The organism is Streptomyces sp. NPDC088116 (genome assembly GCF_044741745.1).
GTDB lineage: Bacteria > Actinomycetota > Actinomycetes > Streptomycetales > Streptomycetaceae > Streptomyces.
In genome coordinates, this window is the sequence record NZ_JBIUTF010000005.1 from 450,166 (window position 1) to 473,454 (window position 23,289).

Annotated in this window: 21 protein-coding genes and 1 pseudogene; 14 read left to right on the forward strand and 8 right to left on the reverse strand. The window is 70.2% G+C overall.

The features are described from left to right. Positions 1–83: 83 nt before the first annotated feature. Both ACIOJD_RS22525 and ACIOJD_RS22530 read left to right on the forward strand, forming a co-directional pair. Positions 84–746, forward strand: coding sequence for a GntR family transcriptional regulator (locus ACIOJD_RS22525; protein WP_401916432.1), 663 nt, complete (start codon positions 84–86; stop codon positions 744–746). Continuing rightward, a complete protein-coding gene (locus tag ACIOJD_RS22530; protein WP_401916435.1) occupies positions 743–2,041 on the forward strand; it encodes a nitrate/nitrite transporter in 1,299 nt (432 codons plus the stop codon). Before ACIOJD_RS22525 ends, ACIOJD_RS22530 begins: the two co-directional genes overlap by 4 nt. Positions 2,042–2,113: 72 nt before the next feature. Here ACIOJD_RS22530 and ACIOJD_RS22535 read toward each other — a convergent pair whose 3' ends face one another. After that, the gene (locus ACIOJD_RS22535) at positions 2,114–2,938 is read right to left on the reverse strand and encodes a maleylpyruvate isomerase family mycothiol-dependent enzyme (RefSeq protein ID WP_401916438.1); all 825 of its coding nucleotides are present in this window, start codon (positions 2,936–2,938) and stop codon (positions 2,114–2,116) included. 170 nt (positions 2,939–3,108) lie between these two features. Here ACIOJD_RS22535 and ACIOJD_RS22540 point away from each other — a divergent pair, with 170 nt between their 5' ends. Next, complete coding sequence (locus ACIOJD_RS22540; RefSeq protein ID WP_401916441.1) at positions 3,109–3,906, forward strand: carbon-nitrogen family hydrolase; 798 nt, start codon at positions 3,109–3,111, stop codon at positions 3,904–3,906. Between the two features lie 154 nt (positions 3,907–4,060). On the opposite strand, the gene ACIOJD_RS22545 is transcribed toward ACIOJD_RS22540, so the two are convergent. Further along, the gene (locus ACIOJD_RS22545; protein ID WP_401916444.1) at positions 4,061–4,555 is read right to left on the reverse strand and encodes an LURP-one-related/scramblase family protein; all 495 of its coding nucleotides are present in this window, start codon (positions 4,553–4,555) and stop codon (positions 4,061–4,063) included. A 99-nt stretch (positions 4,556–4,654) separates the two neighbouring features. Between ACIOJD_RS22545 and ACIOJD_RS22550 the strand changes: the two genes are divergently transcribed. Continuing rightward, entirely contained in the window at positions 4,655–6,514 is a 1,860-nt protein-coding gene (locus tag ACIOJD_RS22550; RefSeq protein WP_401916446.1) for an NHL domain-containing thioredoxin family protein, read from the forward strand. 42 nt (positions 6,515–6,556) lie between these two features. Here the strand turns inward: ACIOJD_RS22550 and ACIOJD_RS22555 are convergent, their stop codons facing one another. Further along, positions 6,557–6,781 carry a DUF6458 family protein gene (locus tag ACIOJD_RS22555; RefSeq protein ID WP_401916449.1) on the reverse strand — a complete coding sequence of 75 codons (225 nt, stop codon included), beginning with the start codon at positions 6,779–6,781 and terminating at the stop codon, positions 6,557–6,559. Between the two features lie 134 nt (positions 6,782–6,915). Next, positions 6,916–8,205: a M18 family aminopeptidase gene (locus tag ACIOJD_RS22560; RefSeq protein WP_401916451.1), complete on the reverse strand. Its 1,290-nt coding sequence runs from the start codon at positions 8,203–8,205 to the stop codon at positions 6,916–6,918. Between the two features lie 332 nt (positions 8,206–8,537). Here ACIOJD_RS22560 and ACIOJD_RS22565 point away from each other — a divergent pair, with 332 nt between their 5' ends. Further along, positions 8,538–10,088, forward strand: a complete 1,551-nt coding sequence (locus ACIOJD_RS22565) for an FGGY-family carbohydrate kinase (protein ID WP_401917114.1) — start codon at positions 8,538–8,540, stop codon at positions 10,086–10,088. Positions 10,089–10,157: 69 nt separating this feature from the next. On the opposite strand, the gene ACIOJD_RS22570 is transcribed toward ACIOJD_RS22565, so the two are convergent. After that, a complete protein-coding gene (locus tag ACIOJD_RS22570; RefSeq protein WP_401916454.1) occupies positions 10,158–11,984 on the reverse strand; it encodes an acyl-CoA dehydrogenase in 1,827 nt (608 codons plus the stop codon). 154 nt (positions 11,985–12,138) lie between these two features. On the opposite strand from ACIOJD_RS22570, the gene ACIOJD_RS22575 reads away from it, so the two are divergent. The 4 genes from ACIOJD_RS22575 to aspS all read left to right on the forward strand — a co-directional run bounded on the left by ACIOJD_RS22575 (position 12,139) and on the right by aspS (position 17,134). Continuing rightward, positions 12,139–12,615: an SseB family protein gene (locus ACIOJD_RS22575; RefSeq protein ID WP_401882625.1), complete on the forward strand. Its 477-nt coding sequence runs from the start codon at positions 12,139–12,141 to the stop codon at positions 12,613–12,615. A gap of 219 nt (positions 12,616–12,834) precedes the next feature. Continuing rightward, positions 12,835–13,788, forward strand: coding sequence for a pirin family protein (locus tag ACIOJD_RS22580; protein ID WP_401916457.1), 954 nt, complete (start codon positions 12,835–12,837; stop codon positions 13,786–13,788). Positions 13,789–14,143: 355 nt separating this feature from the next. Beyond that, positions 14,144–15,229, forward strand: a complete 1,086-nt coding sequence (locus ACIOJD_RS22585) for an AI-2E family transporter (RefSeq protein ID WP_401916460.1) — start codon at positions 14,144–14,146, stop codon at positions 15,227–15,229. 117 nt (positions 15,230–15,346) lie between these two features. After that, positions 15,347–17,134 carry an aspartate--tRNA ligase gene (gene aspS, locus ACIOJD_RS22590; protein WP_401916463.1) on the forward strand — a complete coding sequence of 596 codons (1,788 nt, stop codon included), beginning with the start codon at positions 15,347–15,349 and terminating at the stop codon, positions 17,132–17,134. Positions 17,135–17,340: 206 nt separating this feature from the next. On the opposite strand, the pseudogene ACIOJD_RS22595 reads toward aspS, so the two are convergent. From ACIOJD_RS22595 to ACIOJD_RS22605, 3 genes and pseudogenes are all read right to left on the reverse strand, one after another. Continuing rightward, positions 17,341–17,876, reverse strand: a pseudogene (locus tag ACIOJD_RS22595) (Scr1 family TA system antitoxin-like transcriptional regulator); the annotation flags it as partial. Continuing rightward, on the reverse strand, positions 17,873–18,112 hold the full coding sequence (locus ACIOJD_RS22600) for a DUF6879 family protein (RefSeq protein WP_401916466.1): 240 nt from the start codon (positions 18,110–18,112) through the stop codon (positions 17,873–17,875). The gene ACIOJD_RS22600 and the pseudogene ACIOJD_RS22595, both read right to left, overlap by 4 nt. A 174-nt stretch (positions 18,113–18,286) precedes the next feature. Continuing rightward, on the reverse strand, positions 18,287–18,856 hold the full coding sequence (locus ACIOJD_RS22605; RefSeq protein WP_401916469.1) for a DoxX family membrane protein: 570 nt from the start codon (positions 18,854–18,856) through the stop codon (positions 18,287–18,289). Positions 18,857–18,993: 137 nt separating this feature from the next. Between ACIOJD_RS22605 and ACIOJD_RS22610 the strand changes: the two genes are divergently transcribed. The 5 genes from ACIOJD_RS22610 (at position 18,994) to ACIOJD_RS22630 (ending at position 23,126) form a co-directional block, all read left to right on the forward strand. Further along, positions 18,994–19,509 (forward strand): MarR family winged helix-turn-helix transcriptional regulator, encoded by a 516-nt coding sequence (locus ACIOJD_RS22610; protein WP_401916472.1) that lies wholly within the window; start codon positions 18,994–18,996, stop codon positions 19,507–19,509. 60 nt (positions 19,510–19,569) lie between these two features. Further along, positions 19,570–20,079 carry a SigE family RNA polymerase sigma factor gene (locus ACIOJD_RS22615; RefSeq protein WP_401916475.1) on the forward strand — a complete coding sequence of 170 codons (510 nt, stop codon included), beginning with the start codon at positions 19,570–19,572 and terminating at the stop codon, positions 20,077–20,079. Continuing rightward, positions 20,072–21,199, forward strand: coding sequence for a hypothetical protein (locus ACIOJD_RS22620; protein WP_401916477.1), 1,128 nt, complete (start codon positions 20,072–20,074; stop codon positions 21,197–21,199). The genes ACIOJD_RS22615 and ACIOJD_RS22620 overlap by 8 nt, the downstream gene beginning before the upstream one ends. An 11-nt stretch (positions 21,200–21,210) precedes the next feature. After that, positions 21,211–22,143: a L,D-transpeptidase family protein gene (locus ACIOJD_RS22625; protein ID WP_401916480.1), complete on the forward strand. Its 933-nt coding sequence runs from the start codon at positions 21,211–21,213 to the stop codon at positions 22,141–22,143. Positions 22,144–22,283: 140 nt separating this feature from the next. Then, positions 22,284–23,126: an intradiol ring-cleavage dioxygenase gene (locus ACIOJD_RS22630; protein WP_401916482.1), complete on the forward strand. Its 843-nt coding sequence runs from the start codon at positions 22,284–22,286 to the stop codon at positions 23,124–23,126. Positions 23,127–23,289 lie beyond the last annotated feature (163 nt).

Below are 23,289 nucleotides of genomic sequence, written 5' to 3' on the forward strand. Positions count from 1 at the left end.
GCGCCGGGGGCGCCGGGCGCCGGGTCGTGTCCGTATCCCGGACGGGAACACTGTTGCACCTCTGTTGTATCTAAGCTGTGCTCATGCCTTCAGCGCCTGCCGCTCCCGTCAAGCAACCACCTGCCGCCGACCGCGTCTACAGCCACATCAAGGAAGCCGTGCTCGACCGTCGCTACGAGGGCGGCACCCTGCTCACCGAAGGGGAGCTGGCCGAGGCGGTCGGCGTGTCTCGTACACCCGTACGGGAAGCGTTGCTCAAGCTCGAGGTGGAAGGGCTGATCAAGCTCTACCCGAAGAAGGGCGCGCTCGTGCTCGCCGTGTCCGCGCAGGAGATCGCGGACGTGGTCGAGACCCGGCTGCTGGTCGAGGAGTTCGCCGTACGGAAGGCCGTACCGGCGTCCGAGCGGCTGATCGGGCGACTGGAGGAGCTGCTGGAGGAACATCGGCAGCGGGCCGTGGACGGGGATCTCGCGGCCGTCGCCGTGACCGACCGGACCTTCCACGCCGAGATCGTGCGCCACGCCGGCAACGACATCCTCTCCAAGCTGTACGACCAGCTCAGAGACCGGCAGCTGCGGATGGGCGTCGCCGTGATGGAGGCGCACCCCGACCGGATCGCCAAGAACATCACCGAGCACGCCGAGCTGCTCGAAGCCATCAGATCGGGCGACGCCGACGGCGCCGCGCAGGTTCTGTGGCGGCACGTCAGCCGGGTCAAGGTGCTGGTCCGGGGTGAGGCGCGGTGAGCGCGATCTCCGTCACACTGCCCGGTGATCCGCCCGGCGGCCGTCGCGCCGCCTGGGTCTGGGGCATCGGCGTCGCCGTCTACTTCGTCGCCGTCATCTTCCGTACGAGCCTGGGCGTGGCCGGCCTCGACGCCGCCGACCGGTTCGACGTCAACGCCTCGGCCCTGTCGACCTTCTCCATACTCCAGCTGCTCGTCTACGCGGGCATGCAGATACCCGTCGGCCTCATGGTCGACCGGCTCGGCACCAAGAAGGTGCTGACCATCGGCGTGGTGCTGTTCACCATCGGGCAGCTGGGCTTCGCGCTCTCGCCCACATACGGAGCCGCCCTCGCCTCCCGCGCCCTGCTCGGCTGCGGTGACGCGATGACCTTCATCAGCGTGCTGCGGCTCGGCACCCGCTGGTTCCCGGCCCGGCGCGCGCCGATGATCGGGCAGTTCGCCGGGCTCATCGGCATGGCGGGCAACCTCGTCTCCACCATCTTCATCTCCCGCACCCTGCACGGCCTCGGCTGGACCACGACCTTCGCGGGCAGCGCCCTGGCGGGTGTCGTCGTCCTCGTCCTGCTGCTGCTCTTCCTCAAGGACCACCCGGAGGGGTACGAGCCGCCGCCCGCCGAGCACGCGGGCGCCGCGTACGTACGCAGGCAGATCGCCGCCTCGTGGCGCGAGCCCGGCACCAGGCTGGGGCTGTGGGTGCACTTCACCACCCAGTTCCCCGCGATGTTCTTCCTGCTGCTCTGGGGCATGCCCTTCCTCGTCGAGGCGCAGGGCCTGTCCCGCGCCGTCGCGGGTGAACTCCTCACGCTCGTCGTCCTCTCGAACATGGCCATCGGGCTGGTGTACGGGCAGATCATCGCCCGCCACCACGCGGCCCGGCTCCCGCTGGCCCTCGGCACGGTCGGGACGACGGCGCTGGCCTGGGCGACGACCCTCGCGTATCCCGGACATGCCCCGATGGGGCTGCTGATCGCCCTCTGCGCGATCCTCGGCGCCTGCGGACCCGCCTCGATGATCGGCTTCGACTTCGCCCGGCCCGCGAATCCGCCGGAGCGTCAGGGCACGGCCTCCGGAATCGTCAACATGGGCGGTTTCACGGCCTCGATGACGACACTCCTGGCGGTCGGCGTCCTGCTCGACGCGAGCGGCGACAACTACCGGATCGCCTTCTCGTCCGTCTTCGTCCTCGAAGCCGTCGGAATCACTCAGATCCTGCGCCTGCGGGCGCGCACGGTCCGACGGGAACGGGAGCGGCTGGTCGCCAGCCGGGTGGAGGCCGTGCACGTGCCCGCATGAGGCGCACGGGGCGCAGCGGGGCGTGAGATCGGATGGCCGGTGGCTACCCGTGCGCCCCTGGCGCCCTTTCGGCTACGGCGTGACCGCGAACTCCCGCACGATCGCCTCGGCCAGCTCATGATCCCCATCGATCTTGATCCGGTCCGCCACCGCCGACGGCCGCACCCGTCCGCACGCCAGCCGGAAGTACGTCTCCCAGTCCGTCATCAGCGTCACCACCGGACCGAGTGAGGGCGAGCCGTCCACCGAGCCCTTGCCCTCCGCGTCCACCCTGACCGTACGCAGGAACTCCAGCGGGCCGCTCACATCGATGACCACCGCCGAATTCGGCGGCGCCCCCGCGTCCTTGGCGACGACCTTCGGCAGCGCGGACAGCAGCACGTCGCGGGTCACCACGGCGCCGGGCGAGTCCAGGTTGCCCGGCTTGTTCAGCGCCGAACGCAGGTCCTGCTCATGCACCCAGATGTCGAACGCCCGCATCCGCATCGCGGTTTCCAGGGTCTGCTCCGTACCGAGCGGGGCGCGGACCATGGTGTCGGGGGAACGGTTCTCGTTCCGCAGCTGCCGGTTGCGGCGGATGATCGTGTACTCCAGTTCGGAGGTCATCTCCGGCGCCGTGTGATGCCGCCGCACATCGACCTGCATCTCCATATAGCGGCTCATGTCGTCCCGTACATGGTAGAGATCGCGCGGCAGTGAGTGGATCGGCCGGGGGTCTCCGAGCATTTCGCATTCCAGGCCGATGACATGCGAGACGATGTCCCGCACGGACCAACCTGGGCACGGCGTGCGCCAGTTCCATTCGCCCTCGACGAGCGGCTGCACCAACTCGGCTATGGCTTCGACGGAATGGGTCCAGGCATCGGCGTAGTTTTGAAGGCTGGGATGGACGGTCACGGGACCCCTCGGCGGTTCTGCGGTACGCGGGCTGGTTTGACGGCGGGCGGGCTGCGGGCTGCGTGGGCGGTCTGGCAGCTAAGTTACGCTGCCCGGTGGCACCCCGGCAGTGCTTTCGTGTGACGATCGTAGGCCCGTGTTGACGGCTCGAATGCCAGGACGGTGGTACTGTGCGCGCCTCTCTGCTCCAGATCGCAGTAGACCCGGACGAATCAGTGGATTCCCGAAGGCGCCGGGTCGCCTCGCTGGTACGGCGGCAACAGGGCGCCGATCTCGTGGTGTTGCCGGAGCTCTGGCCGGTCGGTGCCTTCGCGTACGACTCCTTCGCCGACGAGGCGGAAGCGCTGGACGGGCCCACGTTCGACGCGATGTCGGGCGCGGCACGCGACGCGGGGGTCTGGCTGCATGCCGGGTCCCTCGTGGAACGGGACCCGGAGGGACGCCTTTTCAACACCTCGCTCGTCCTCTCCCCCGCCGGTGAGCTGGTCCGTACGTACCGCAAGATCCACCGCTTCGGTTTCGACCGGGGCGAGGCGACACTGATGAACGCGGGCGCCGAACTCGTCACCGTACGGCTGCCGGAGGTCACCCTCGGCCTCGCCACCTGCTACGACCTGCGCTTTCCGGAGCTGTTCCGGGGCCTGATCGACGCGGGCGCCGAACTGCTCGTCGTCCCGGCCGGCTGGCCGGCCCGCCGGCGCGCGCACTGGACGCTGCTCGCCCAGGCCCGCGCGGTCGAGAACCAGGCGTACGTCCTGGCCTGCTCCACCGCCGGTACCCACGCCGGTGTGGAGCAGTCGGGACACAGCATCGTCGTCGACCCCTGGGGCGAGGTGCTCGCCGAGGCGGGGACGGACGAGGAGGTCCTGACGGTCGAATTCGACCCGGGGAAGGTCGCGGCGACGCGCGAGCAGTTCCCGGCGCTGAAGGACCGGCTGCTGGGACTGGCGCCGCCGCCGCTCCGGTGACCATGGGGCCCGGCTGTGAGCGGACCTGCTGTGAGCGGACCTTCGGTGAGGGGCGTGGCTGTGAGCGGACGTGCTGTGAGCGGACCTGCGGTGGGTGGCGTGGCTGTGAGCGGCATCGCTGTGATCCGTCCGCGCAGGTCCGGCCCGGCCCGCGTCAGCCGTCGTCCCGTTCCTTCTCCGCCATCCTGATCACGCACACCGCCACCGCGATCAGCAGCGCGTGGTCCGTGTCCTCCCGTACGACGTCCACACCGTAGGTCTCGCGCACCCGCAGCCATCGCCGTGAGATGTGCGCCAGCAGTTCGCCGTCGTGCTCGATCGCGAACTCCCGGTCCAGGATCCGTCCGCTCACATCAAGATCGGTGCCCTCGGACAGCGCCACCCGGTAGTGGTTGCGCAGCAACGAGAGCCGCTTCTTGCGGATGGTCGCCAGCGTCTCGTCGTTCCGCTCGATGGTCATCGCGCCGCGCAGACTGAGCAGTTTCTGGCGCAGCGTGATCAGTACCTGACCGGAAGGGTCCTTCAGCTCCAGGGTGTCGCGCAGCCGCAGCGCCTTGCCGTCGACGAGGAAGGCCTGTCGGCCGCTCTCGTCCTCGATCCAGTAGTCGTCGCCGATCGCGAAGATCTTGTCGCGCACCAGATATTTCATGGGGAACGGGTACCCCGGGGCCGGGATTCGATGGCGGTGCGAGCCTATGTGTACGCCTTCGGGTGCTGTTCGCGGTGCCGAGAATGGCACTCTTGAACCATGAACGACGCGACCCCCGCTCCTTCCCCCGCCTCGTCCCGCCGTGCCCGTGTCCGCGCCCCCGAGCTGATCGGCAGAGGCGGCTGGCTGAACACTGGAAGCAAAGACCTTACTCTCGCGGATCTGCGAGGTAAGTGCGTCGTTGTAGATTTTTGGACATTTTGTTGCATCAACTGTCTGCACGTCCTCGACGAGCTGCGTGAACTGGAGGAGAAGCACCGGGACACCGTGGTGATCATCGGCGTCCACTCGCCGAAGTTCGTGCACGAGGCCGAGCACCAGGCGGTCGTCGACGCCGTCGAGCGCTATGAGGTGCACCATCCCGTGCTCGACGATCCCGAGCTGGCCACCTGGAAGCAGTACGCCGTACGGGCCTGGCCCACGCTCGTCGTCATCGACCCCGAGGGGTACGTCGTCGCCCAGCACGCGGGTGAGGGGCACGCGCACGCCATCGCGACGCTGGTCGGGGAGCTGGAGGCCGAGCATGCCGCGAAGGGGACGCTGCGGCGCGGGGACGGGCCGTATGTTCCGCCGGAGCCGGTCGCGACCGATCTGCGGTTCCCGGGCAAGGCGCTGGTGCTGCCCGGCGGGCACCTCCTCGTCTCGGACACCACCCGCCATCAGCTGGTCGAGCTGGACGCGGACGGCGAGAGCGTCGTGCGGCGGATCGGCTCCGGAGAGCGCGGCTTCGGGCCCGGCTCGTTCAGCGAACCGCAGGGGCTCGCGCTGTTGCCCGACGGCAGGGTGATCGTCGCGGACACCGTGAACCACGCGCTGCGGACGTACGACCCGGTCAGCGGCGCGATCGAGACCGTCGCCGGGACCGGCAGGCAGTGGTGGCAGGGGTCGCCGTCCTCGGGCCCCGCGCTGGAGGTGGATCTCTCCTCGCCGTGGGACGTCGCCTGGTGGGCGGACCGGGTGTGGATCGCGATGGCCGGTGTGCACCAGCTGTGGACGTACGACCCGGCCACCGGGACCGTCCAGGTCGCGGCCGGCACCACGAACGAGGGGCTGGTGGACGGGCCCGCCGCCGAGGCGTGGTTCGCCCAGCCGTCCGGGCTCGCGGCGGCCGGGGACCGGCTGTGGGTCGCCGATTCGGAGACCAGCGCGCTGCGGTACGTGGAACGGGACGCCGAGGGGAACGGCGACGGGTTTGTCGTCCGTACCGCCGTCGGAACCGGCCTCTTCGACTTCGGGCACCGCGACGGCGCGGCCGGACAGGCCCTGCTCCAGCACCCGTTGGGCGTCACCGCGCTGCCCGACGGCTCGGTCGCCGTCTGCGACACGTACAACCACGCCCTGCGCCGGTTCACTCCGGCGGTCGAGGAGGGCGGGAGCGGTGAAGTGACCACGCTGGCCACGGATCTGCGGGAGCCGAGCGACGCCGTGCTCGTCGGGGAGGACATCGTCGTGGTCGAGTCGGCGCGGCACCGGCTGACCCGGCTGCGGCTGCCCGACGAGGCGGTACGGGTCGAGGCCGTCGCCCACCGTACGCGGCGGGCCGCGACCGAGGTCGCCCCGGGCGCGCTCCGGCTGGACATCGTCTTCACGGCGCCGAGCGGTCAGAAGCTCGACACCCGGTACGGCCCCTCGACCCGGCTGCTCGTCTCGTCCACACCGCCCGGACTGCTGGCGGACGGCGGCGGATCCGGTACGGATCTGAGCCGTGAGATCGTGCTGGCCGACGGTGTCACGGAGGGCGTGCTGCACGTCTCCGCGATGGCGGCCTCGTGTGACGACGACCCCGCCAACGAGTACCCGGCCTGCCATGTCCATCAGCAGGACTGGGGCGTACCCGTCAGCGTGAGCGAGGAGGGGACGTCGCGGCTCGGCCTCGTACTCGCCGGGCTCGACGCGTAGGGCGCGCCGGGCTCGGCGCGCGGGCCGGTCGTGGCGCGTACGTCAGAGGCCTCTGCGGTCGTCCCGTTCCACCATGGTCGGGGCGACCGGCTGGATGACGGCGCGCCGGCGGCGGGCGATGCTGGTGAAGGTGGCGATGCCGATGATGCCGACCACCATCATGATCAGACCGACCAGGTCGAGGTTGACGCTGTCCATTTCCCAGTCGGTCGCGAAGGTGAGGATCGCCCCCACCGCGATAAGGCCGATGCATCCGCCTATGCCCATGATTCCCGCCTCCTGATACGAGTAGTGGTCATTCGGGGTCGTCGAGTCGCGTACCCCGGACCTGAACAGGCATGCGGGCGGCGGGAGTTCCGTACGCGCGGCGCTTGCCGGGCGGCGCGGACGGCTCGGAGCGCTCAGCCCTCCAGGAAGGCCACCAGCGCGTTCGCCAGGAGGTACGGGTCGTCCGCGCCGCACAGCTCGCGCGCGCTGTGCATGGACAGGATCGCCACGCCGATGTCGACGGTCTGGATCCCGTGCCGGGCGGCGGTGATCGGGCCGATCGTCGTGCCGCAGGGCATCGCGTTGTTGGAGACGAACGTCTGCCAGGGCACGCCCGCCTTCTCGCAGGCCGTCGCGAACACGGCCCGGCCGCTGCCGTCCGTCGCGTACCGCATGTTGACGTTGACCTTGAGGATCGGGCCGCCGTTGGCGCGCGGGCGGTGCGTGGGGTCGTGGCGGTCGCTGTAGTTCGGGTGCACGGCGTGGCCGGTGTCGGACGACAGGCAGACCGTGCCGGCGAAGGCCCGCGCCCGGTCCTCGTACGTCCCGCCTCGGGAGAGCACCGAGCGCTCCAGCACCGTGCCGAGCAGGGGGCCGTCCGCGCCGGTGTCCGACTGGGAGCCGTTCTCCTCGTGGTCGAAGGCGGCCAGCACCGGGATGTACGGGAGGGGTCTGGCCGCGACGGCGGCCAGCGCTGCCGTACCCGCGTGCACGGAGATGAGGTTGTCCATCCGGGGCCCGGCCACCAGCTCGCGGTCGCGGCCGAGGTACGCGGGCGGCTCGATGGCGTGCGGCATCAGGTCCCAGCCGGTGATGTCGTCGGCCTGGACTCCGGCCTCCTCGGCCACGAATCGGATCAGATCGCCCTCCTGGGGCTCTCCGAGGCCCCAGATCGGCTGCATGTGCCGCTGCCGGTCCAGCTTGAGGCCGTCCGTGTTGACCGAGCGGTCCAGGTGCACGGCCAGCTGGGGGACGCGCAGCAGCGCGCGGTCGGCGTTGACCAGCCGGTGGGTGCCGTCGCGCAGGGTGACGCGGCCCGCGAGGCCGAGGTCGCGGTCGAGCCAGGTGTTGAGCAGCGTTCCGCCGTAGATCTCGACGGCGATCTGCCGCCAGCCGTACGAACCGGTGTCCGGCAGCGGTTTCACCCGCAGGTTGGGGGAGTCCGTGTGCGCGCCGACGATCCGGAAGGGGGTGTGCGGATCGGCGCCTTCCGGCACGTACCAGGCGATGATCGCCCCACCGCGCAGCACGAACCGCCCGCCCGCCGCCCCGTCCCAGGCGTCCGTCTCGCGCACCTGCCGGAAGCCCGCCTTCTCCAGGCGCTCGGCGGCGTTCGCCACGGCGTGGTACGGCGACGGGCTGGCCGCGAGGAAGGTCATCAGGTCGTCGGTGTGGCCGCGGTCGAAGCGGGCGGAAGTGCTCATGGGGTTCACCATAACGACGGGTCCCGGCAGTGGGCCCGGCACCGGTTGTAAGGCCGCGTGCCGGGGCGGGACAAGCTCCGCACATGGGTAGAACAGGCGCGGAAATACCGGCGGAGAGCGGGGAGATGGAGGGGAGAGGCGGGTCGGGAGCGAGGGGGGACGCGGACGCGGAAGGGGCGTCGGCGGGGCTGGGACGGGCGGTCGGGGAACGGGCGGGAAGCGGGCCCCTGGTGTATCGATACGGGCACGCGGAGGGCCCGGACGGGGGTGGCTCCCGGCGGACACGGAGAGACCGGGCGACGGAATGGCAGGGTGACGGGATGACGTCGGAAATGGCTCGGGCAGCGGTGCCCGGTTCGGTGCCCGGTGCGGTACGCGGTGCGGTCCGCGGTGCGGTCCTCGGTGTCGACATCGGTACGTCGAGCAGCAAAGGCGTACTCGTCGACCCGGCCGACGGCACGGTCCTCGCGACCGCCGTCCGCCGGCACCCCGTCTCCCGGCCGGCGCCCGGACACGCCGAGATGGACCCGGAGCTGTGGTGGGAGGAGTTCACCGGCATCACCGCCGAGCTGCTCTCCGGCCGTCCGGGCCCCGTGGCGGCGGTCGGCGTCAGCGGGATGGGCCCCTGCGTCGCGCTGACGGACGCCGACGACCTGCCCGTACGTCCGGCGATCCTGTACGGCGTCGATACCCGCGCCACCGAGCAGATCGCCCGGATCGGCGCCGAGCTGGGCGGCGAGGAGATCCTGCGGCGGTGCGGCTCCGTCCTGTCGACGCAGGCCGTCGGCCCGAAGATCGCGTGGGTCGCCGAGCACGAGCCCGGCGTCCGAGCGCGGGCCCGGCGGCTCTACATGCCCAGCTCCTGGCTGGTCAGGAAGCTGACCGGGGCGTACGTACTCGACCATCACTCGGCCAGTCAGTCGGCGCCGCTCTACGATTCGGCGGCCCAGGAGTGGTACGTCCCCTGGGCGGACCGGGTCGCGCCGGGCATCGAACTGCCGCCGCTGCGCTGGCCGGGGGAGATCGCCGGACGCGTGACACCCGAGGCGGCCGCCGGGACCGGCCTGAGCGCCGGTACGCCGGTGATCACGGGCACGGTCGACGCGTGGACCGAGGCGGTGAGCGTCGGCGCGCAGAACACCGGCGACCTCATGCTCATGTACGGCACCACCATGTTCCTGATCAACACCGTCGGACGGCGGCTGCTGGAACCGAGCCTGTGGAGCACCGTCGGGGCCTTCCCCGGCACCCGTAACCTCGCGGGCGGAATGGCCACCTCCGGGGCGATCACCGAGTGGCTGCGCGCGCTCTTCGGCTCCCCGGACCACGCCGAGCTGCTCGCCGAGGCCGACGCCTGCGGTCCGGGCGCCCACGGGCTGCTGATGCTGCCCTACTTCGCGGGGGAGCGGACCCCGGTGGCCGATCCCCGGGCCCGTGGGGTGATCGCCGGCCTGACCGTCGAGCACACCCGTGGTGACCTCTACCGCGCCGCGCTGGAGGCGACCGCGTTCGGCGTGCGCCACAACGTCGCCGCGATGCGGGCCGCCGGTGGTGACGTCCGCCGGATCGTCGCCGTCGGCGGCGGCACCCAGGGCGAGTTGTGGACGCGGATCGTCTCCGATGTGACCGGGCTCGAACAGGAGATCCCGACCGTCACGATCGGAGCGTCCTACGGAGCGGCCTTCCTGGCGGCGCGGTCCGTCGGCGAGGCACGGATCGAGGAGTGGAACCCGGTGCTGGAACGGCGGGTTCCGGACCCGGCGAACGCCGCGCGCTACGACGAGCTGTACGGGCTCTACCGCGATCTCTACCCGGCCACCGCGAGGATCGCGCACACGCTCGCGGACGCGGACGCGAGCGGGCCACGGCGGCCAGGTTCCTGAACACCTGGTCGCCGTGGCCCTGTCCCTGCCCCGCCCCTTCAGAACGCCGCTGGAACGCCTGGAACGCCGCTAGAACGCCGCTTCGTCCAGCTCCATCAGCGAGTCGTCGACCGTCTCCGCGAGGGCGCGCTGCGTCGAGACGTCCGGCAGCACGTTCGCGGCGAAGAACTTCGCGGCCGCGATCTTGCCCTGGTAGAACGCCACATCCTTCGACGCGGCCGTCTCCAGCTTCTCGGCGGCCACGGCGGCGCCGCGCAGCAGCAGGTAGCCGACCACCACGTCGCCCGAAGCCATCAGCAGCCGCGTGGTGTTGAGGCCGACCTTGTAGATGTTCCTGACGTCCTCGCCGGTGGAGGTCAGGTCGGCCAGCATCTGCCCGACGATCGCCTCCAGGTCGACGGCCGCCTTGGCGAGCGCGTCGCGGGCCGGGGCCAGCTCCGTACCGCCGGTGCCGACCGCGAGGAACGTCTTGATCTCCTCGGCGAGCGTGTTCAGCGCCTGCCCCTGGTCACGGACGATCTTCCGGAAGAAGAAGTCCTGGCCCTGGATCGCCGTGGTGCCCTCGTAGAGGGTGTCGATCTTGGCGTCCCGGATGTACTGCTCGATCGGGTACTCCTGGAGATACCCGGAGCCGCCGAACGTCTGGAGGGACTGGGCCAGTTGCTCGTACGACCGCTCCGAGCCGTAGCCCTTCACGATCGGCAGCAGCAGGTCGTTCAGCCCGTGCAGCGGCTTGGCGTTCTCGCCCTCCGCCTCCTTGACGGCTATGTCGTCCTGGACCGAGGCGGTGTACATGACGAGGGCGCGCATGCCCTCCGCGTACGCCTTCTGCGTCATCAGCGCGCGGCGCACATCGGGGTGGTGCGTGATGGTGACCTTGGGCGCGGCCTTGTCCATGAACTGAGCCAGGTCCGGGCCCTGGACGCGCTCCTTGGCGTACTCCAGCGCGTTCAGATAGCCGGTGGAGAGCGTGGCGATGGCCTTCGTGCCGACCATCATCCGGGCGAACTCGATGATCCGGAACATCTGGCGGATGCCCTCGTGCTTGTCACCGATCAGCCAGCCCTTGGCCGGGTGACGGTCGCCGAAGGTCATCTCGCAGGTGTTGGAGGCCTTGAGGCCCATCTTGTGCTCGACGTTCGTGGCGTAGACGCCGTTGCGCTCGCCCAACTCGCCGGTCTCCCAGTCGAACTCGTACTTCGGTACGAGGAAGAGGGACAGGCCCTTGGTGCCGGGGCCGGCGCCCTCGGGGCGGGCGAGGACGTAATGAAGGATGTTCTCCGACATGTCGTGCTCACCGGAGGTGATGAAGCGCTTCACGCCCTCGATGTGCCAACTGCCGTCCTCCTGCTCGACGGCCTTGGTGCGGCCCGCGCCGACGTCCGAGCCGGCGTCCGGCTCGGTGAGGACCATCGTGGAGCCCCACTGCTTCTCCACGGCGATCCCGGCGGCCTTCTTCTGCGCCTCGTTGCCCTCCTCGAAGAGGATGCCGGCGAAGGCCGGGCCCGACGCGTACATCCACACGGCAGGGTTGGCGCCGAGCAGCAGCTCCGCGTACGCCCAGATCAGGGAGCGGGGCGAGGTCGTGCCGCCGATCTCCTCGGGCACGCCCAGACGCCAGTACTCGGAGTCCATGTAGGCCTGGTAGCTCTTCTTGAAGGCTTCGGGCACCGGTGCCGTGTTGGTCACGGGGTCGAACACCGGTGGGTTGCGGTCGGATTCCGCGAACGATTCGGCGAGATCCGTCTCGGCGAGGCGCGTGACCTCTTCGAGGATGCTCTTGGCGGTCTCCACGTCCATCTCCGCGAATGGACCCGTGCCGTACAGCTTGTCGCGTCCGAGGACCTCGAAGAGGTTGAACTCGATGTCGCGGAGATTCGACTTGTAGTGCCCCATGGCGACGGCTCCGTAAGGATCGGGGAGGCAGATTCCTCATGCACTTACCAGGTAGTAGCTCCGATGATGCTACCCATCGGTAATAAGGCGCAACCCCCAGCTCGCATGTGTGACGAGGCTCCCCCCTGGCGTATTCCTCAGTACTCTTGCGAGCATGTACGGCTACGACCAGAATCCGGGCGCTCAGCAGCAGTACGCGCACCCGCCTCAGCCGCCGATGGGCGGCGCCGGCCCCGGCGGGTACGGCGAGCAGCCGCTGTATCCGGAACCGTCGCCTCCGTCGCTCGGCGACGCCGTGCGGGCGTTCACGACGGGGTCGCTGTCGGCCGAGGACTTCCAGCAGGTCTTCGCCACGTCGAAGGTCTACTGCCCCCGGGGCGACAACCCCGGTTTTCTGGCGCTGCACAACACGCAGCAGCCGGTGATCCCCATGTTCAGCACGCTCAAGGAGCTGCGCCGGTACGCGGGCAAGGAGTCCAAGTACTTCGTGATCACGGGCGCGGAGGTGATCGACCTGCTGCCGACGGGGTACGGCTTCGTGCTCGACATGGAGGGTGACCACCGGATGGTGTTCGACGCGAAGGCGGTCGAGCAGATGGTGGACTTCGCGATGCGCCGTATGTACGGCTGACCGCGCGACGCCGCATGCGCGGCTGACCGCACGACTTCGCTGCCAGTGGGGCCCGTACCGGGATCGGTACGGGCCCCGTTTTCGTGTGCCCTGCCCCGGGGTTTCCGGGGGCCGGGTCCCGGGGGTTCCGGGGGTTCCGGGGTCCGGGAATGAAGGACGCCTTGCGGGATGTTCACCGTTCAACTAAATTGAACGTTGAACAATCAAGGAGGCTCTCCCATGCCCGCTGTGACCGTCGAAAACCCGCTGACCCTGCCCCGTGTGGCGGCTCCCGCCGACGCCGTGGCCCGTCCCGTGCTCGCCGTCACGACCGCGCCCAGCGGTTTCGAGGGCGAGGGCTTCCCCGTTCGCCGTGCGTTCGCGGGGATCAACTACCAGCACCTCGACCCGTTCATCATGATGGATCAGATGGGCGAGGTGGACTACGCGCCGGGCGAGCCGAAGGGCACCCCCTGGCACCCGCACCGCGGTTTCGAGACCGTCACGTACCTGATCGACGGCAGCTTCATCCACCAGGACAGCAACGGTGGCGGCGGCACCATCCAGAACGGCGACACCCAGTGGATGACGGCGGGCTCCGGCCTGCTGCACATCGAGGCCCCGCCGGAGGCGCTGGTCATGTCCGGCGGGCTCTTCCACGGTCTCCAGCTGTGGGTGAACCTCCCGGCCTCCGACAAGATGATGAACCCCCGCTACCAGGACATCCGCGGCGGCCAGGTGCAGCTCCTGACGTCGCCGGACGGCGGTGCGCTGCTGCGGGTGATCGCGGGCGAGCTGGACGGGCACGAGGGTCCGGGCGTCACGCACACCCCGATCACGATGATCCACGCGACGCTGCGGCCGGGTGCGGAGGTGACGCTGCCGTGGCGCGAGGACTTCAACGGTCTCGCGTACGTACTGGCCGGGCGCGGCGCGGTCGGCACGGACCGGCGGCCGGTCCACACGGGCCAGACGGCGGTGTTCGGCGCGGGCGGAACGCTGACGGTCCGCGCGGACGAGACCCAGGACTCGCACACGCCCGACCTGGAGATCGTCCTGCTGGGCGGGCGTCCGATCCGGGAGCCGATGGCGCATTACGGTCCGTTCGTGATGAACAGTCAGGCCGAGCTCAAGCAGGCGTTCGACGACTTCCAGGCGGGGCGTCTGGGGACGGCGCCGGTGGCCCACACGTAGCGCCTTCCGGGGTGCGGTTTGTGGTGGTGCGGGGGCCGGGGCCTCCGGAGGCGCATGTCCGGACCGCATGATTTACGCCGCGTGCGGGTTTGTTTGTTGGGTGCGGGCCGGTGTGCGGCACACATCACGCTTTACGTCCGGACACGTCACCTCCTGCGACCCCGGCCCCCTCCCGCCGGTTCCCCGTCTGCGGCCCGGTGGGGGTGGTCCGTGACACCCGGCAACAATCCGCACATGAACCACCGGCCCGAGCCAACAACCCACCCCGAACCACGCCCCCGCCGGACGGCGCACCGCCGGACGGCTTACCCCGGGGGACACCTCCCGGCCCCCGTGGTCCGCTGGACTCGTGCAGATGTCGCCGGCTCCCCTCCTGCCCGAGAGCGCCCGCCGCCTCGGCGCCTGGTGTGGTGTGCTGCTGGTGGTCGCCGGGGTCGGGGCCGTCGCCGTCTGGCTGGTTGTCACCTTCAAGAGCGCCGTCACCCCCGTGCTGCTCGCGATCCTCGGTACCGCGCTGCTCGGGCCCCTGTACCGGCGGCTCGTCGCGATGAAGGTGAACCGGTCTCTCGCCGCCGCGCTGACCTGCGTCGCGGTCGTCGCCGTGGTCGGCGGGGCGGGATACATCGTCGTCAGCGCGCTGTTCCACACCGGCGATCAGATCGTCTCGTCCCTGCGGCAGGCGGCGAAGGACGTGACCGACCACTTCGGCGCCGCCGGGACCTCGCTGGACGATCTGGCGAAGAACGCCAAGAAGCTGGTGGGGAAGTTCGGCGGCACCGCCGCGTCCGGCGTGCTCGCCGGGATCGGCGTCGTCGGCGAGCTGATCGCCACCGCCGTGCTCGCGCTGCTGCTGATGTTCTTCTTCCTGCGGGACTCCGACAAGGCGCCCGGCGCGCTCAGGGCGCTCGTGCCGCGGGCGGCCGGGGAGACCGTCGAGGCGATGGCCCGCCGGGCGTTCGAGGCGGTCGAGGGCTTTATGCGCGGTACGACCGTCATCGCGCTGATCGACGCGGTCTGTATCACCGTCGGCCTGCTGATCCTGCGGGTGCCCGGCGCGGTCGGGCTCGGGGCGCTGGTGCTCGTCGGCGCGTACATCCCGTATCTCGGCGCCTTCATCTCCGGCGCCGTCGCCGTGCTGGTCGCGCTCGCCGACCGTGGCTGGGTGATCGGTCTCTGGACGCTCGGGGTGGTTCTCGCCGTACAGGTGCTGGAGGGGCATGTGCTCCAGCCGATGATCCAGAGCCGTACGGTCCAGATGCACCCGGCCGTGGTGATGCTGGCGATCGCGGCGGGCGCCAGTGTCGCCGGGATTCTCGGCATGCTGCTGGCCGTACCGCTGACGGCGGCCGTGTTCGGGGTGCTGTCCGAGCTGCGGGGCCGGCTGGCGCACGACGATGAGGACTACGAGGACGGCGGCCCGGGGGAGGTCTCCGGGGCCTGATCCGGATCAGGCCACGGAGTGCCGCCGGGCTGGGCGGTAACCTGTTGTGTCGTACGGCTTGTGCCGTACTGCACAACCGTCCCGACCCCCCGACTTGCTAAGACTGGATGAACGACGATGCATCGGTACAGGTCCCACACCTGCGGCGAGCTCCGCGCCTCTGACGTCGGTGCCGACGTCCGGCTGAGCGGCTGGCTGCACAATCGCCGAGACCTGGGCGGCATCCTCTTCATCGATCTGCGCGATCACTACGGTCTGGTCCAGCTGGTCGCCCGCCCCGGCACCGCCGCCAACGAGGAGCTGTCCAAGGTCACGAAGGAGACCGTCGTCCGTATCGACGGGACGGTCTCCGCGCGCGGTGCGGACAACGTCAACCCGGAGCTGCCGACCGGCGAGATCGAGATCGAGGTCTCGGAGGTCGAGATCCTGGGCGCGGCGGGTCCGCTGCCGTTCACGATCAACACCGAGGACGGCGTGAACGAGGAGCGGCGCCTGGAGTACCGCTTCCTCGACCTGCGCCGCGAGCGCATGCACCGCAACATCATGCTGCGCACGGCGGTCGTCTCCGCGATCCGGCACAAGATGACGGCGCTCGGCTTCAACGAGATGACCACCCCGATCCTCACCGCGACCTCACCCGAGGGCGCCCGTGACTTCGTGGTCCCGTCCCGGCTGAACCCCGGCAAGTTCTACGCGCTGCCGCAGGCCCCGCAGCAGTTCAAGCAGCTGCTGATGATCTCGGGCTTCGACCGCTACTTCCAGATCGCGCCGTGCTTCCGCGACGAGGACGCCCGCGCCGACCGCTCGCCCGGCGAGTTCTACCAGCTCGACGTCGAGATGAGCTTCGTCGAGCAGGAGGACGTCTTCCGGCCGATCGAGAAGCTGATGACCGAGCTGTTCGAGGAGTTCGGCGGCGGCCGTCATGTCACCTCCCCCTTCCCGCGGATCCCGTTCCGCGAGTCGATGCTGAAGTACGGCAACGACAAGCCGGACCTGCGGGCGAAGCTGGAACTGGCCGACATCTCGGACGTCTTCGAGGGCTCCGAGTTCAAGGCGTTCGCCGGAAAGCACGTCCGCGCCCTGCCGGTGCCGGACACGGCGGGCCAGCCGCGCAAGTTCTTCGACGGGCTCGGGGACTTCGCCGTCGAGCAGGGCGCGAAGGGCCTGGCCTGGGTGCGGGTCGGCGAGGACGGGGCGCTGAGCGGCCCGATCGCCAAGTTCCTCACCGAGGAGAACGTCAAGGTCCTCACCGAGCGCCTCGCACTGACCCCCGGCCACGCCATCTTCTTCGGCGCGGGCGAGTACGACGAGGTCTCCAAGATCATGAGCGCGGTCCGCGTCGAGGCCGCCAAGCGCGCCGGGCACTTCGAGGAGGGCGTCTTCCGGTTCTGCTGGATCGTCGACTTCCCGATGTACGAGAAGGACGAGGAGACCGGGAAGATCGACTTCTCGCACAACCCGTTCTCGATGCCCCAGGGCGGCCTGGAGGACCTGGAGTCCAAGGACCCGCTGGACATCCTGGCCTGGCAGTACGACATTGTCTGCAACGGCATCGAGCTGTCCTCGGGCGCGATCCGTAACCACGAGCCCGAGCTGATGCTCAAGGCGTTCGAGATCGCCGGATACGACCGGGAGACCGTCGAGCACGAATTCGCGGGCATGCTGCGCGCGTTCCGCCTCGGCGCCCCGCCGCACGGCGGCATCGCCCCGGGCGTCGACCGCATCGTGATGCTGCTGGCCGACGAGCCGAACATCCGCGAGACGATCGCCTTCCCGCTCAACGGCAACGCGCAGGACCTGATGATGGGCGCGCCGACCGAGCTGGACGAGACGCGGCTGCGGGAGCTGAACATCGCGCTGCGCAAGCCGGTGGCCAAGCCGTCGGCCGAGAAGTCCGGCGAGTAGAGCGAAAGCTCGTACTCCGCGCGTCTGGGCCCGGAACCGCATGGTTCCGGGCCCAGACGCGTTCCGGCAGGTGGCCGTCTTTCAGCCAACATCCTTGTGTACGGGGGGAGTTCGGGTCATGCGTTTCGCGGTTCTCTGGCCTCCGGCCGATCACGCACCACGGCCTTTGTGTGAACCGACGCTCGCGTTTACGCCTGAGGGTAAGGGCGCAGGACGGGCTCGGTGATCATGAATCGTAGCGACTTGGTGCCGTCGTAGAGGATGGCCTGGCGGTCGATGCGGCCGCTGATCGTGCGGAGAAGGGAATCCTCGGTCAGGCTGTGCCGTTGCAGAACGGCCCTGATGTACTCGGGTGTCTGGAGCAGTCCTGGTACCGGCGCGGGCTGGAACAAGCGCAGTACCGACATCTGGGCCTCAAGTGCCTTGGCCGCTTGCTGCCCTTTGGACCCCGGTGCGCTTCAACAGCCTCCATGCCGTGGCTTCCGTTGCCGCTGCTCGCGCAGCCTCCGTGTACTCCGCCTTCATCTCGTCCGATACGCCGAGGGCGCTGAGGATGCGTTCCACGTCTGCCGTACTGGCTGAGGATGCGTTCCACGTCTGCCGTACTGGGCGCCAGTCTCGCATTCTCGATCTTGGACAGCTTGGACGGAGACATGAGAGCGCTGCGGGCCACCGCCTTGGCTTCCTTTCCGGTTGCCTTTCGCGGTGTCCGCAGCGCTTCCCCCAACTGTGCGTTGTTCACTCTCCGTGCGTGGCCCACCAGTTGGTGAAGGGTTCGGCTTCCGCCAGCGCGATATCGCGATATGCGACGAAGTCCTGTGCCCGCTCGGTGTCCAGGACGTCGGAGCCGAGGAATCCGCCGGCCTCGTCGTAGCCCATGACCGCTGCCGCCGCCGAGTCGAAGAGCCAGAAGTCGGGTGCGGCCGGGAGGGGGTTCGGGCGGTCTGTCGTAGCGCGGGACAGTCCTTGATGTCGCACGTGCCGACCAGCTTGGTGACCTTCATGGTCCTGGGCCCTCTCCCGTGCTCACCCGCTGCTCGGGGTGCGGCTCAATGCTCCCGAGGCCGGTTCGCGAGGGTCGAGGGATCAGGGTTGACGGAACGGGAAAGCGTCTCGCCCATGTGACCACCGTGAGAAGCGAGGGGGAACGCCTCACTTGCGCAGCAGCAGCGTGACTCCCGCCAGCACCACGCCGAGTACCAGGGCCGCGACCCCGTACGCCAGGCGGTGGGTCTTGACCCCGGGCAGGAAGCGGTCCAGGGCGATGCGGCCCGGACCGGTGAGGGTGAGGGCCGCGGCGCCGGCGGTCAGGAGGAGTTCGTACTCGATGCCGGTCGGTGCGAAGAAGGCGCCGAGCCCCTTCACGGCGAGGACGTTGACCATGGTGCCGACCAGCGCGGCGCCCGCGAGCGGGGTGAGGAGGCCGAGGGCCAGGCCCAGGCCGCCGAGGGCCTCGGTGAGCCCGGCGACCACGGCCAGGGCCTTGCCGGACGGGTAGCCGCTCATGGTGAAGAACTCGCCCGTGCCGTCGAGGCCGCCGCCGCCGAACCAGCCGAACAGTTTCTGGCCGCCGTGCGCGGCCATCGTCAGCCCCAGTACGAGGCGCAGCAGCAGCAGTCCGGCGTCGTAGGCCCGCGGCGGGGCGGCGTGCGGGGTGCTGGTGTCGGCGGAGAGCCGGGCGAGGGAGCTGACGGAGGTGGAGGTGCTGGTGGGGGAGGGCATGAGCGCGTTCTCTCCTGAATGAAGGGATGAAAGGTACGAAAGGTGCGGGGACCCGCATGGTTGAAAGTTGAAGTACGGCTCGATATCGACCGTACACAGCATTTCGAATTTCAACAACCGCATCCTAAGGTGGCCCCATGGACGAACCCCGGTGGTTGGACGAGGACGAGATGGCCGCCTGGCGCAGCTTCATCGTGGCGAGCACCCTCCTCGAACGCCGCCTCGACCAGCAGCTGAAAGAGGCGGCGGGCCTCTCCTACCCCCAGTACGAGCTGTTGGTCCGCCTCTCCGAGGCCCCCGGCGGCGAGCTGCGCATGAGCGATCTGGCCGAGCTGCTCCTCACCTCCAAGAGCGGGCTGACGTACCAGATCGGCCGGATGGAGAAGGCCGGCCTGGTCAGTCGCCGTGCCTGCGACTCCGATGTGCGCGGTGTCGTCGCCGCCCTCACCGACACCGGGCGCGAGCGCCTGCGCGGCGCGGCCCCCGGACATGTCGCCCTGGTCCGCGAACTGCTCATCGATGTCCTGGACCACGGCCAACTCGCCGCCCTGGCAGCCGGACTCGGGCAGGTCGGCAAGCGCCTCCGGCAGGATCTTCACGAGGCTTCCGGTGCCGCGACCGGCAAAAAAGCCCACCGGACGGAGGCAACCTGATCGGCACCCCACCGCGTTCCACAGCCGTGGGAGACCGAACAGAATGGCGAGGACAGGACAATGGACCCGGCGGACGGCGACTTCGAGGCATTCGTCGCCGCGCGGGGACCGCGGCTTCTGCGCGTGGCCTGGCTGCTGACCGGCGACGCGCATCTGGCGGAGGATCTGCTCCAGAGCACCCTGGCGAAGGTGTGGCCGAAGTGGTCGCGCATCTCCGGCGGGCATCCGGAGGCGTACGTACGCAAGACGCTGGTGCATCAGCACGCCTCCTGGTGGCGGCGGCGCTGGCGTGGGGAACTGCCGCACGGCGACGTCCCGGACGTGGTGGGCCCGGTCGACGCGTACGCGAGTGTGGACCTGGAGCAGTCGCTGGCCGCGGCCGTGCGCTCCCTGCCGGTGCGGCAGCGCGCGGTGGTCGTCCTGCGCTACTTCGAGGACCTGAGCGTCGAGGACACCGCGGCCACACTCGGCTGCTCCCCCGGCACCGTCAAGAGCCAGTCGTCGCGGGCGCTGCGCACCCTGCGGGCCGCGCTGCCCGCGTCCGTGGGAGGTGGTGACCTCCGTGTGTGACCAGCGTGACCAGCGGCCGGTGGACGAGGGGCGGGAGACTCAGGGCGCGCGGGACGAGGACGAGCTGCGCGTCCTGCTCGAACGGGCCGTGCCCCGGCTGCCCGCCCCCGAGGGGCGGCTGTCCCAGGTACGGGAACGGGTCGGCCGGATCCGCCGTCGGCGTCGTGCGACAGGGGCAGCCGCCCTGACCGTGACCGGACTCGTGCTGGCCGGTACGTTCCTCCCCGGCGCGCTGCGCGGCAGCGGACCGGAATCGGAACCCGTACCGCCCGCCGCCCCCGCGCCCTCGACCACCTCGCGGGCCGTCGCGCACGACGGCCTGGTCCAGTTCCGGAATGTGGCGGGCCTGATCCTGCGACTGCCCAAGGGGTGGCAGGCGCTGGAGACGCCGCCCGGCTCCGGGTACGACGAGACGCCCGAGCGCGTCGCTTCCCCGGGCACGTCGTCGACGCCCCCGGGCAATCTGTCGGCACCGTCGGAGGAGGCGACGACAGCTTCCCGGGACAGGGGGACGGCACTTCCCTCGGACGGGGTGCGCCCCTCGGAGGAGGTGCGTCCCTCGGACGGGGTGCGTCCCGCGGACGGGATGAGTCCAGTGGACGGGGTGCGTCCCGTGGACACGGCGACGGACGGTGCCTTCGGTTCCGCCTCCCGGGCCACCGCCGTCGGCTTCGCCTCCTCCCAGAGCCTCACCTCGGACGCCCGGACCTGTGCCGGGGGGAGCGGGACCATGTGCCTGCCGGTGAGTGAACTGCGGCGCGGCGCCGCGCTCCTCGTCCTCGTCCCCCGGGCCGAGTACGAGCGGCCGGGCAGGATCGAGGATTCGCCGGCGCTGCGGATGGAGGCCGAGCCCTCGAAGATCTGCCGGAGCATCCGGGGAACCACGGAGTACAGCGGATTGGTGGGAGGCGGCTCCGCGCCCCACAAGGCCGTCGCCGTGAGCCTCTGCATCTCCGGCGACGCGCCGTGGACCGCCGAGGCGGTCAGCTCGATGCTCGCCGGAGCAGACTTCGACAAGGACCCCGGCGAGGACTCCCGCGAGGGAGCCGAACCGGTGCCTGTTCCCGCCGCCGAGCACCTGCGGGACAAGACCGCCGAGCACCTGCGGAACAAGAAATGAGAGGCCCGCATATGTCGTCCGTCCGCTCTCTCCTCCGCGTCCGCAGGGGCCTCAGGTTCTGTCCGGCCGATCTTGTCGGCCCGGCGAAGACCGGCCGGACAGGGCCTGGGCGCCCCCGGCTGGTTGCCGCGCTGCTGGCCACCGGCCTGCTGCTCACCGGCTGCGTGGGCGTCGAGGACACCGCGGACAACGCGGGATCCGCACCGGGCGGCCCGAAGGCGAGCGGCGCGGATTCCGGTGCCGGGAGGGCGGACTCGGGCGGTCCGGACTCGGGCGGTCCGCGTTCCGGCGGTGCGGACTCCGGCGGCGGGAGGTCGGGCAAGCCGGTCCTGGAGGCGCAGACCGTCGAGCCCGAGGAGATCCCCGGCCTCGGCCCGGCGACCCGCGCCAAGATCTCCGACGAGACCACCCAGGCCGTGGTGGTGACCGGCGCCGGCCGGGATTCCGACCGCTCCACCGTCGTGATCCACGAGCGCGACCCGGTCACCGGCTGGCAGCGCGCCTCCGACGCATGGCCCGCGCACAACGCCGTACGCGGCTGGACCGACGACCACGTCCAGGGTGATCTGCGTTCGCCCATCGGGGTGTTCGGTCTCACCGACGCGGGCGGCAAACTGCCCGATCCGGGCTCGAGGCTCCCGTACGACCGGGGGCCGGCCTTCGAGGCGACGGGCGACGGCGTCGAGGGCGAACCGCTCGAAGGGTCCTTCGACTATGTGGTCGCGATCAACTACAACCGCATGGCGGGCACCTCGCCCCTCGACTGGACCCGCCCCCTCGGCGAGGAGAAGGGCGGCGGCATCTGGCTCCATGTGGACCACGGCGGCCCCACCCAGGGCTGTGTCTCGCTGCCGCGCCGGGACATGAAGGAATTGCTGCGCGCGCTGGACCCGCGCAAGCGGCCGGTCGTGGTGATGGGCGACGCGGACTCGCTGAGCCGCTGAGCCGCTGATCCGGTACGGGACGGACGCGTTCCTTGACCTGATTCACAGCAATGCACAGCTTGCACTCACGTCCCTGCCAGCTTCGGACCCTACTCTCGCCTTTCATGACAGGGACTCAGGAACCTTTAGCCGAACGGGACATGACCCGCAGAAGGGCCCTCATCGCGGGCGGCGCGGTGGTCGCCGCCGCCGGTATCGGGGCTGCCGCCGTCACCTCCGCGGCGGCCGACGAGGACACGGGCGCGAAGGCTGCCACCGACGCGCGCGCAGAGGAGTGCTACCAGCTCACCTCGACGTACACCGAGGGTCCGTACTACATCGACGCCGACAAGATCCGCGCGGACATCACCGAGGACCGGGAGGGCATCCCGATGACCCTCAAGCTCAAGGTGATCGACTCGGCCACCTGTGCGCCGCTGCGCTTCGCGTGCGTCGACATCTGGCACTGCGACGCCGGAGGCGTCTACTCCGGCTACGAGGACCAGGGATCCGGCGATGGTGGCGGTACCCCGCCGACCGGCGCCCCCACCGGAGCGCCGACCGGCTCTCCCCCGCCCGGCGGTGGCGGCGGGCACCAGGAGCCCACCGACGACGAGCGCTACCTGCGCGGCACGCAGCTCACCGACAAGAAGGGGTTCGTCACCTTCAAGACGATCTTCCCCGGCTGGTACCAGGGCCGCGCCCTGCACATCCACACCAAGGTGCACGTCGACGGCGAGATGACCGACTCCGGCTACGAGGGCGGCACCACCTGCCACACCGGCCAGTTCTTCTTCGACGAGGTCGCGGCCGTCGAGTCGGAGAAGGTCGAGCCGTACGCGTCCAACACGGCGACGCGGACGACCCTCACCCAGGACGGCATCTACGACCAGAGCGGCGTCAAGGGCGGGCTGCTCAAGCTCACGTACGCCCCGGGTCACATCGCGCGCGGGGTCACCAGCTCCCTCACCATGGGCGTCGACCCGGACGCGGTCGAAAGCTGAGCGTCGAGGCCGGAAGCTGACGGTCGAAAGCCGAGGCCCACAGGCCACGGGGAAGCGGCCCGGGACCCTCGGAGACCCACAAGGTCTCCTCAGGTCCCGGGCCGCTTCCGGTGCGTCGTACGCCGTACTGGAAGAGGCCCGCGCCTCGTACGGTACGGCGCGC

Bases quoted from the DNA above. Each gene is read 5' to 3' on its own strand.
- ACIOJD_RS22610 (WP_401916472.1), top strand. From the start codon at position 18,994: ATGGACGAACCCCGGTGGTTGGACGAGGACGAGATGGCCGCCTGGCGC.
- ACIOJD_RS22570 (WP_401916454.1), bottom strand. From the start codon at position 11,984: ATGGGGCACTACAAGTCGAATCTCCGCGACATCGAGTTCAACCTCTTC.
- ACIOJD_RS22545 (WP_401916444.1), bottom strand. From the start codon at position 4,555: ATGAAATATCTGGTGCGCGACAAGATCTTCGCGATCGGCGACGACTAC.
- ACIOJD_RS22605 (WP_401916469.1), bottom strand. From the start codon at position 18,856: ATGCCCTCCCCCACCAGCACCTCCACCTCCGTCAGCTCCCTCGCCCGG.
- ACIOJD_RS22560 (WP_401916451.1), bottom strand. From the start codon at position 8,205: ATGAGCACTTCCGCCCGCTTCGACCGCGGCCACACCGACGACCTGATG.
- ACIOJD_RS22580 (WP_401916457.1), top strand. From the start codon at position 12,835: ATGCCCGCTGTGACCGTCGAAAACCCGCTGACCCTGCCCCGTGTGGCG.
- ACIOJD_RS22525 (WP_401916432.1), top strand. From the start codon at position 84: ATGCCTTCAGCGCCTGCCGCTCCCGTCAAGCAACCACCTGCCGCCGAC.
- ACIOJD_RS22630 (WP_401916482.1), top strand. From the start codon at position 22,284: ATGACCCGCAGAAGGGCCCTCATCGCGGGCGGCGCGGTGGTCGCCGCC.
- ACIOJD_RS22565 (WP_401917114.1), top strand. From the start codon at position 8,538: ATGGCTCGGGCAGCGGTGCCCGGTTCGGTGCCCGGTGCGGTACGCGGT.
- aspS (WP_401916463.1), top strand. From the start codon at position 15,347: ATGCATCGGTACAGGTCCCACACCTGCGGCGAGCTCCGCGCCTCTGAC.
- ACIOJD_RS22555 (WP_401916449.1), bottom strand. From the start codon at position 6,781: ATGGGCATAGGCGGATGCATCGGCCTTATCGCGGTGGGGGCGATCCTC.
- ACIOJD_RS22550 (WP_401916446.1), top strand. From the start codon at position 4,655: ATGAACGACGCGACCCCCGCTCCTTCCCCCGCCTCGTCCCGCCGTGCC.
- ACIOJD_RS22625 (WP_401916480.1), top strand. From the start codon at position 21,211: ATGTCGTCCGTCCGCTCTCTCCTCCGCGTCCGCAGGGGCCTCAGGTTC.
- ACIOJD_RS22615 (WP_401916475.1), top strand. From the start codon at position 19,570: ATGGACCCGGCGGACGGCGACTTCGAGGCATTCGTCGCCGCGCGGGGA.
- ACIOJD_RS22585 (WP_401916460.1), top strand. From the start codon at position 14,144: ATGTCGCCGGCTCCCCTCCTGCCCGAGAGCGCCCGCCGCCTCGGCGCC.
- ACIOJD_RS22575 (WP_401882625.1), top strand. From the start codon at position 12,139: ATGTACGGCTACGACCAGAATCCGGGCGCTCAGCAGCAGTACGCGCAC.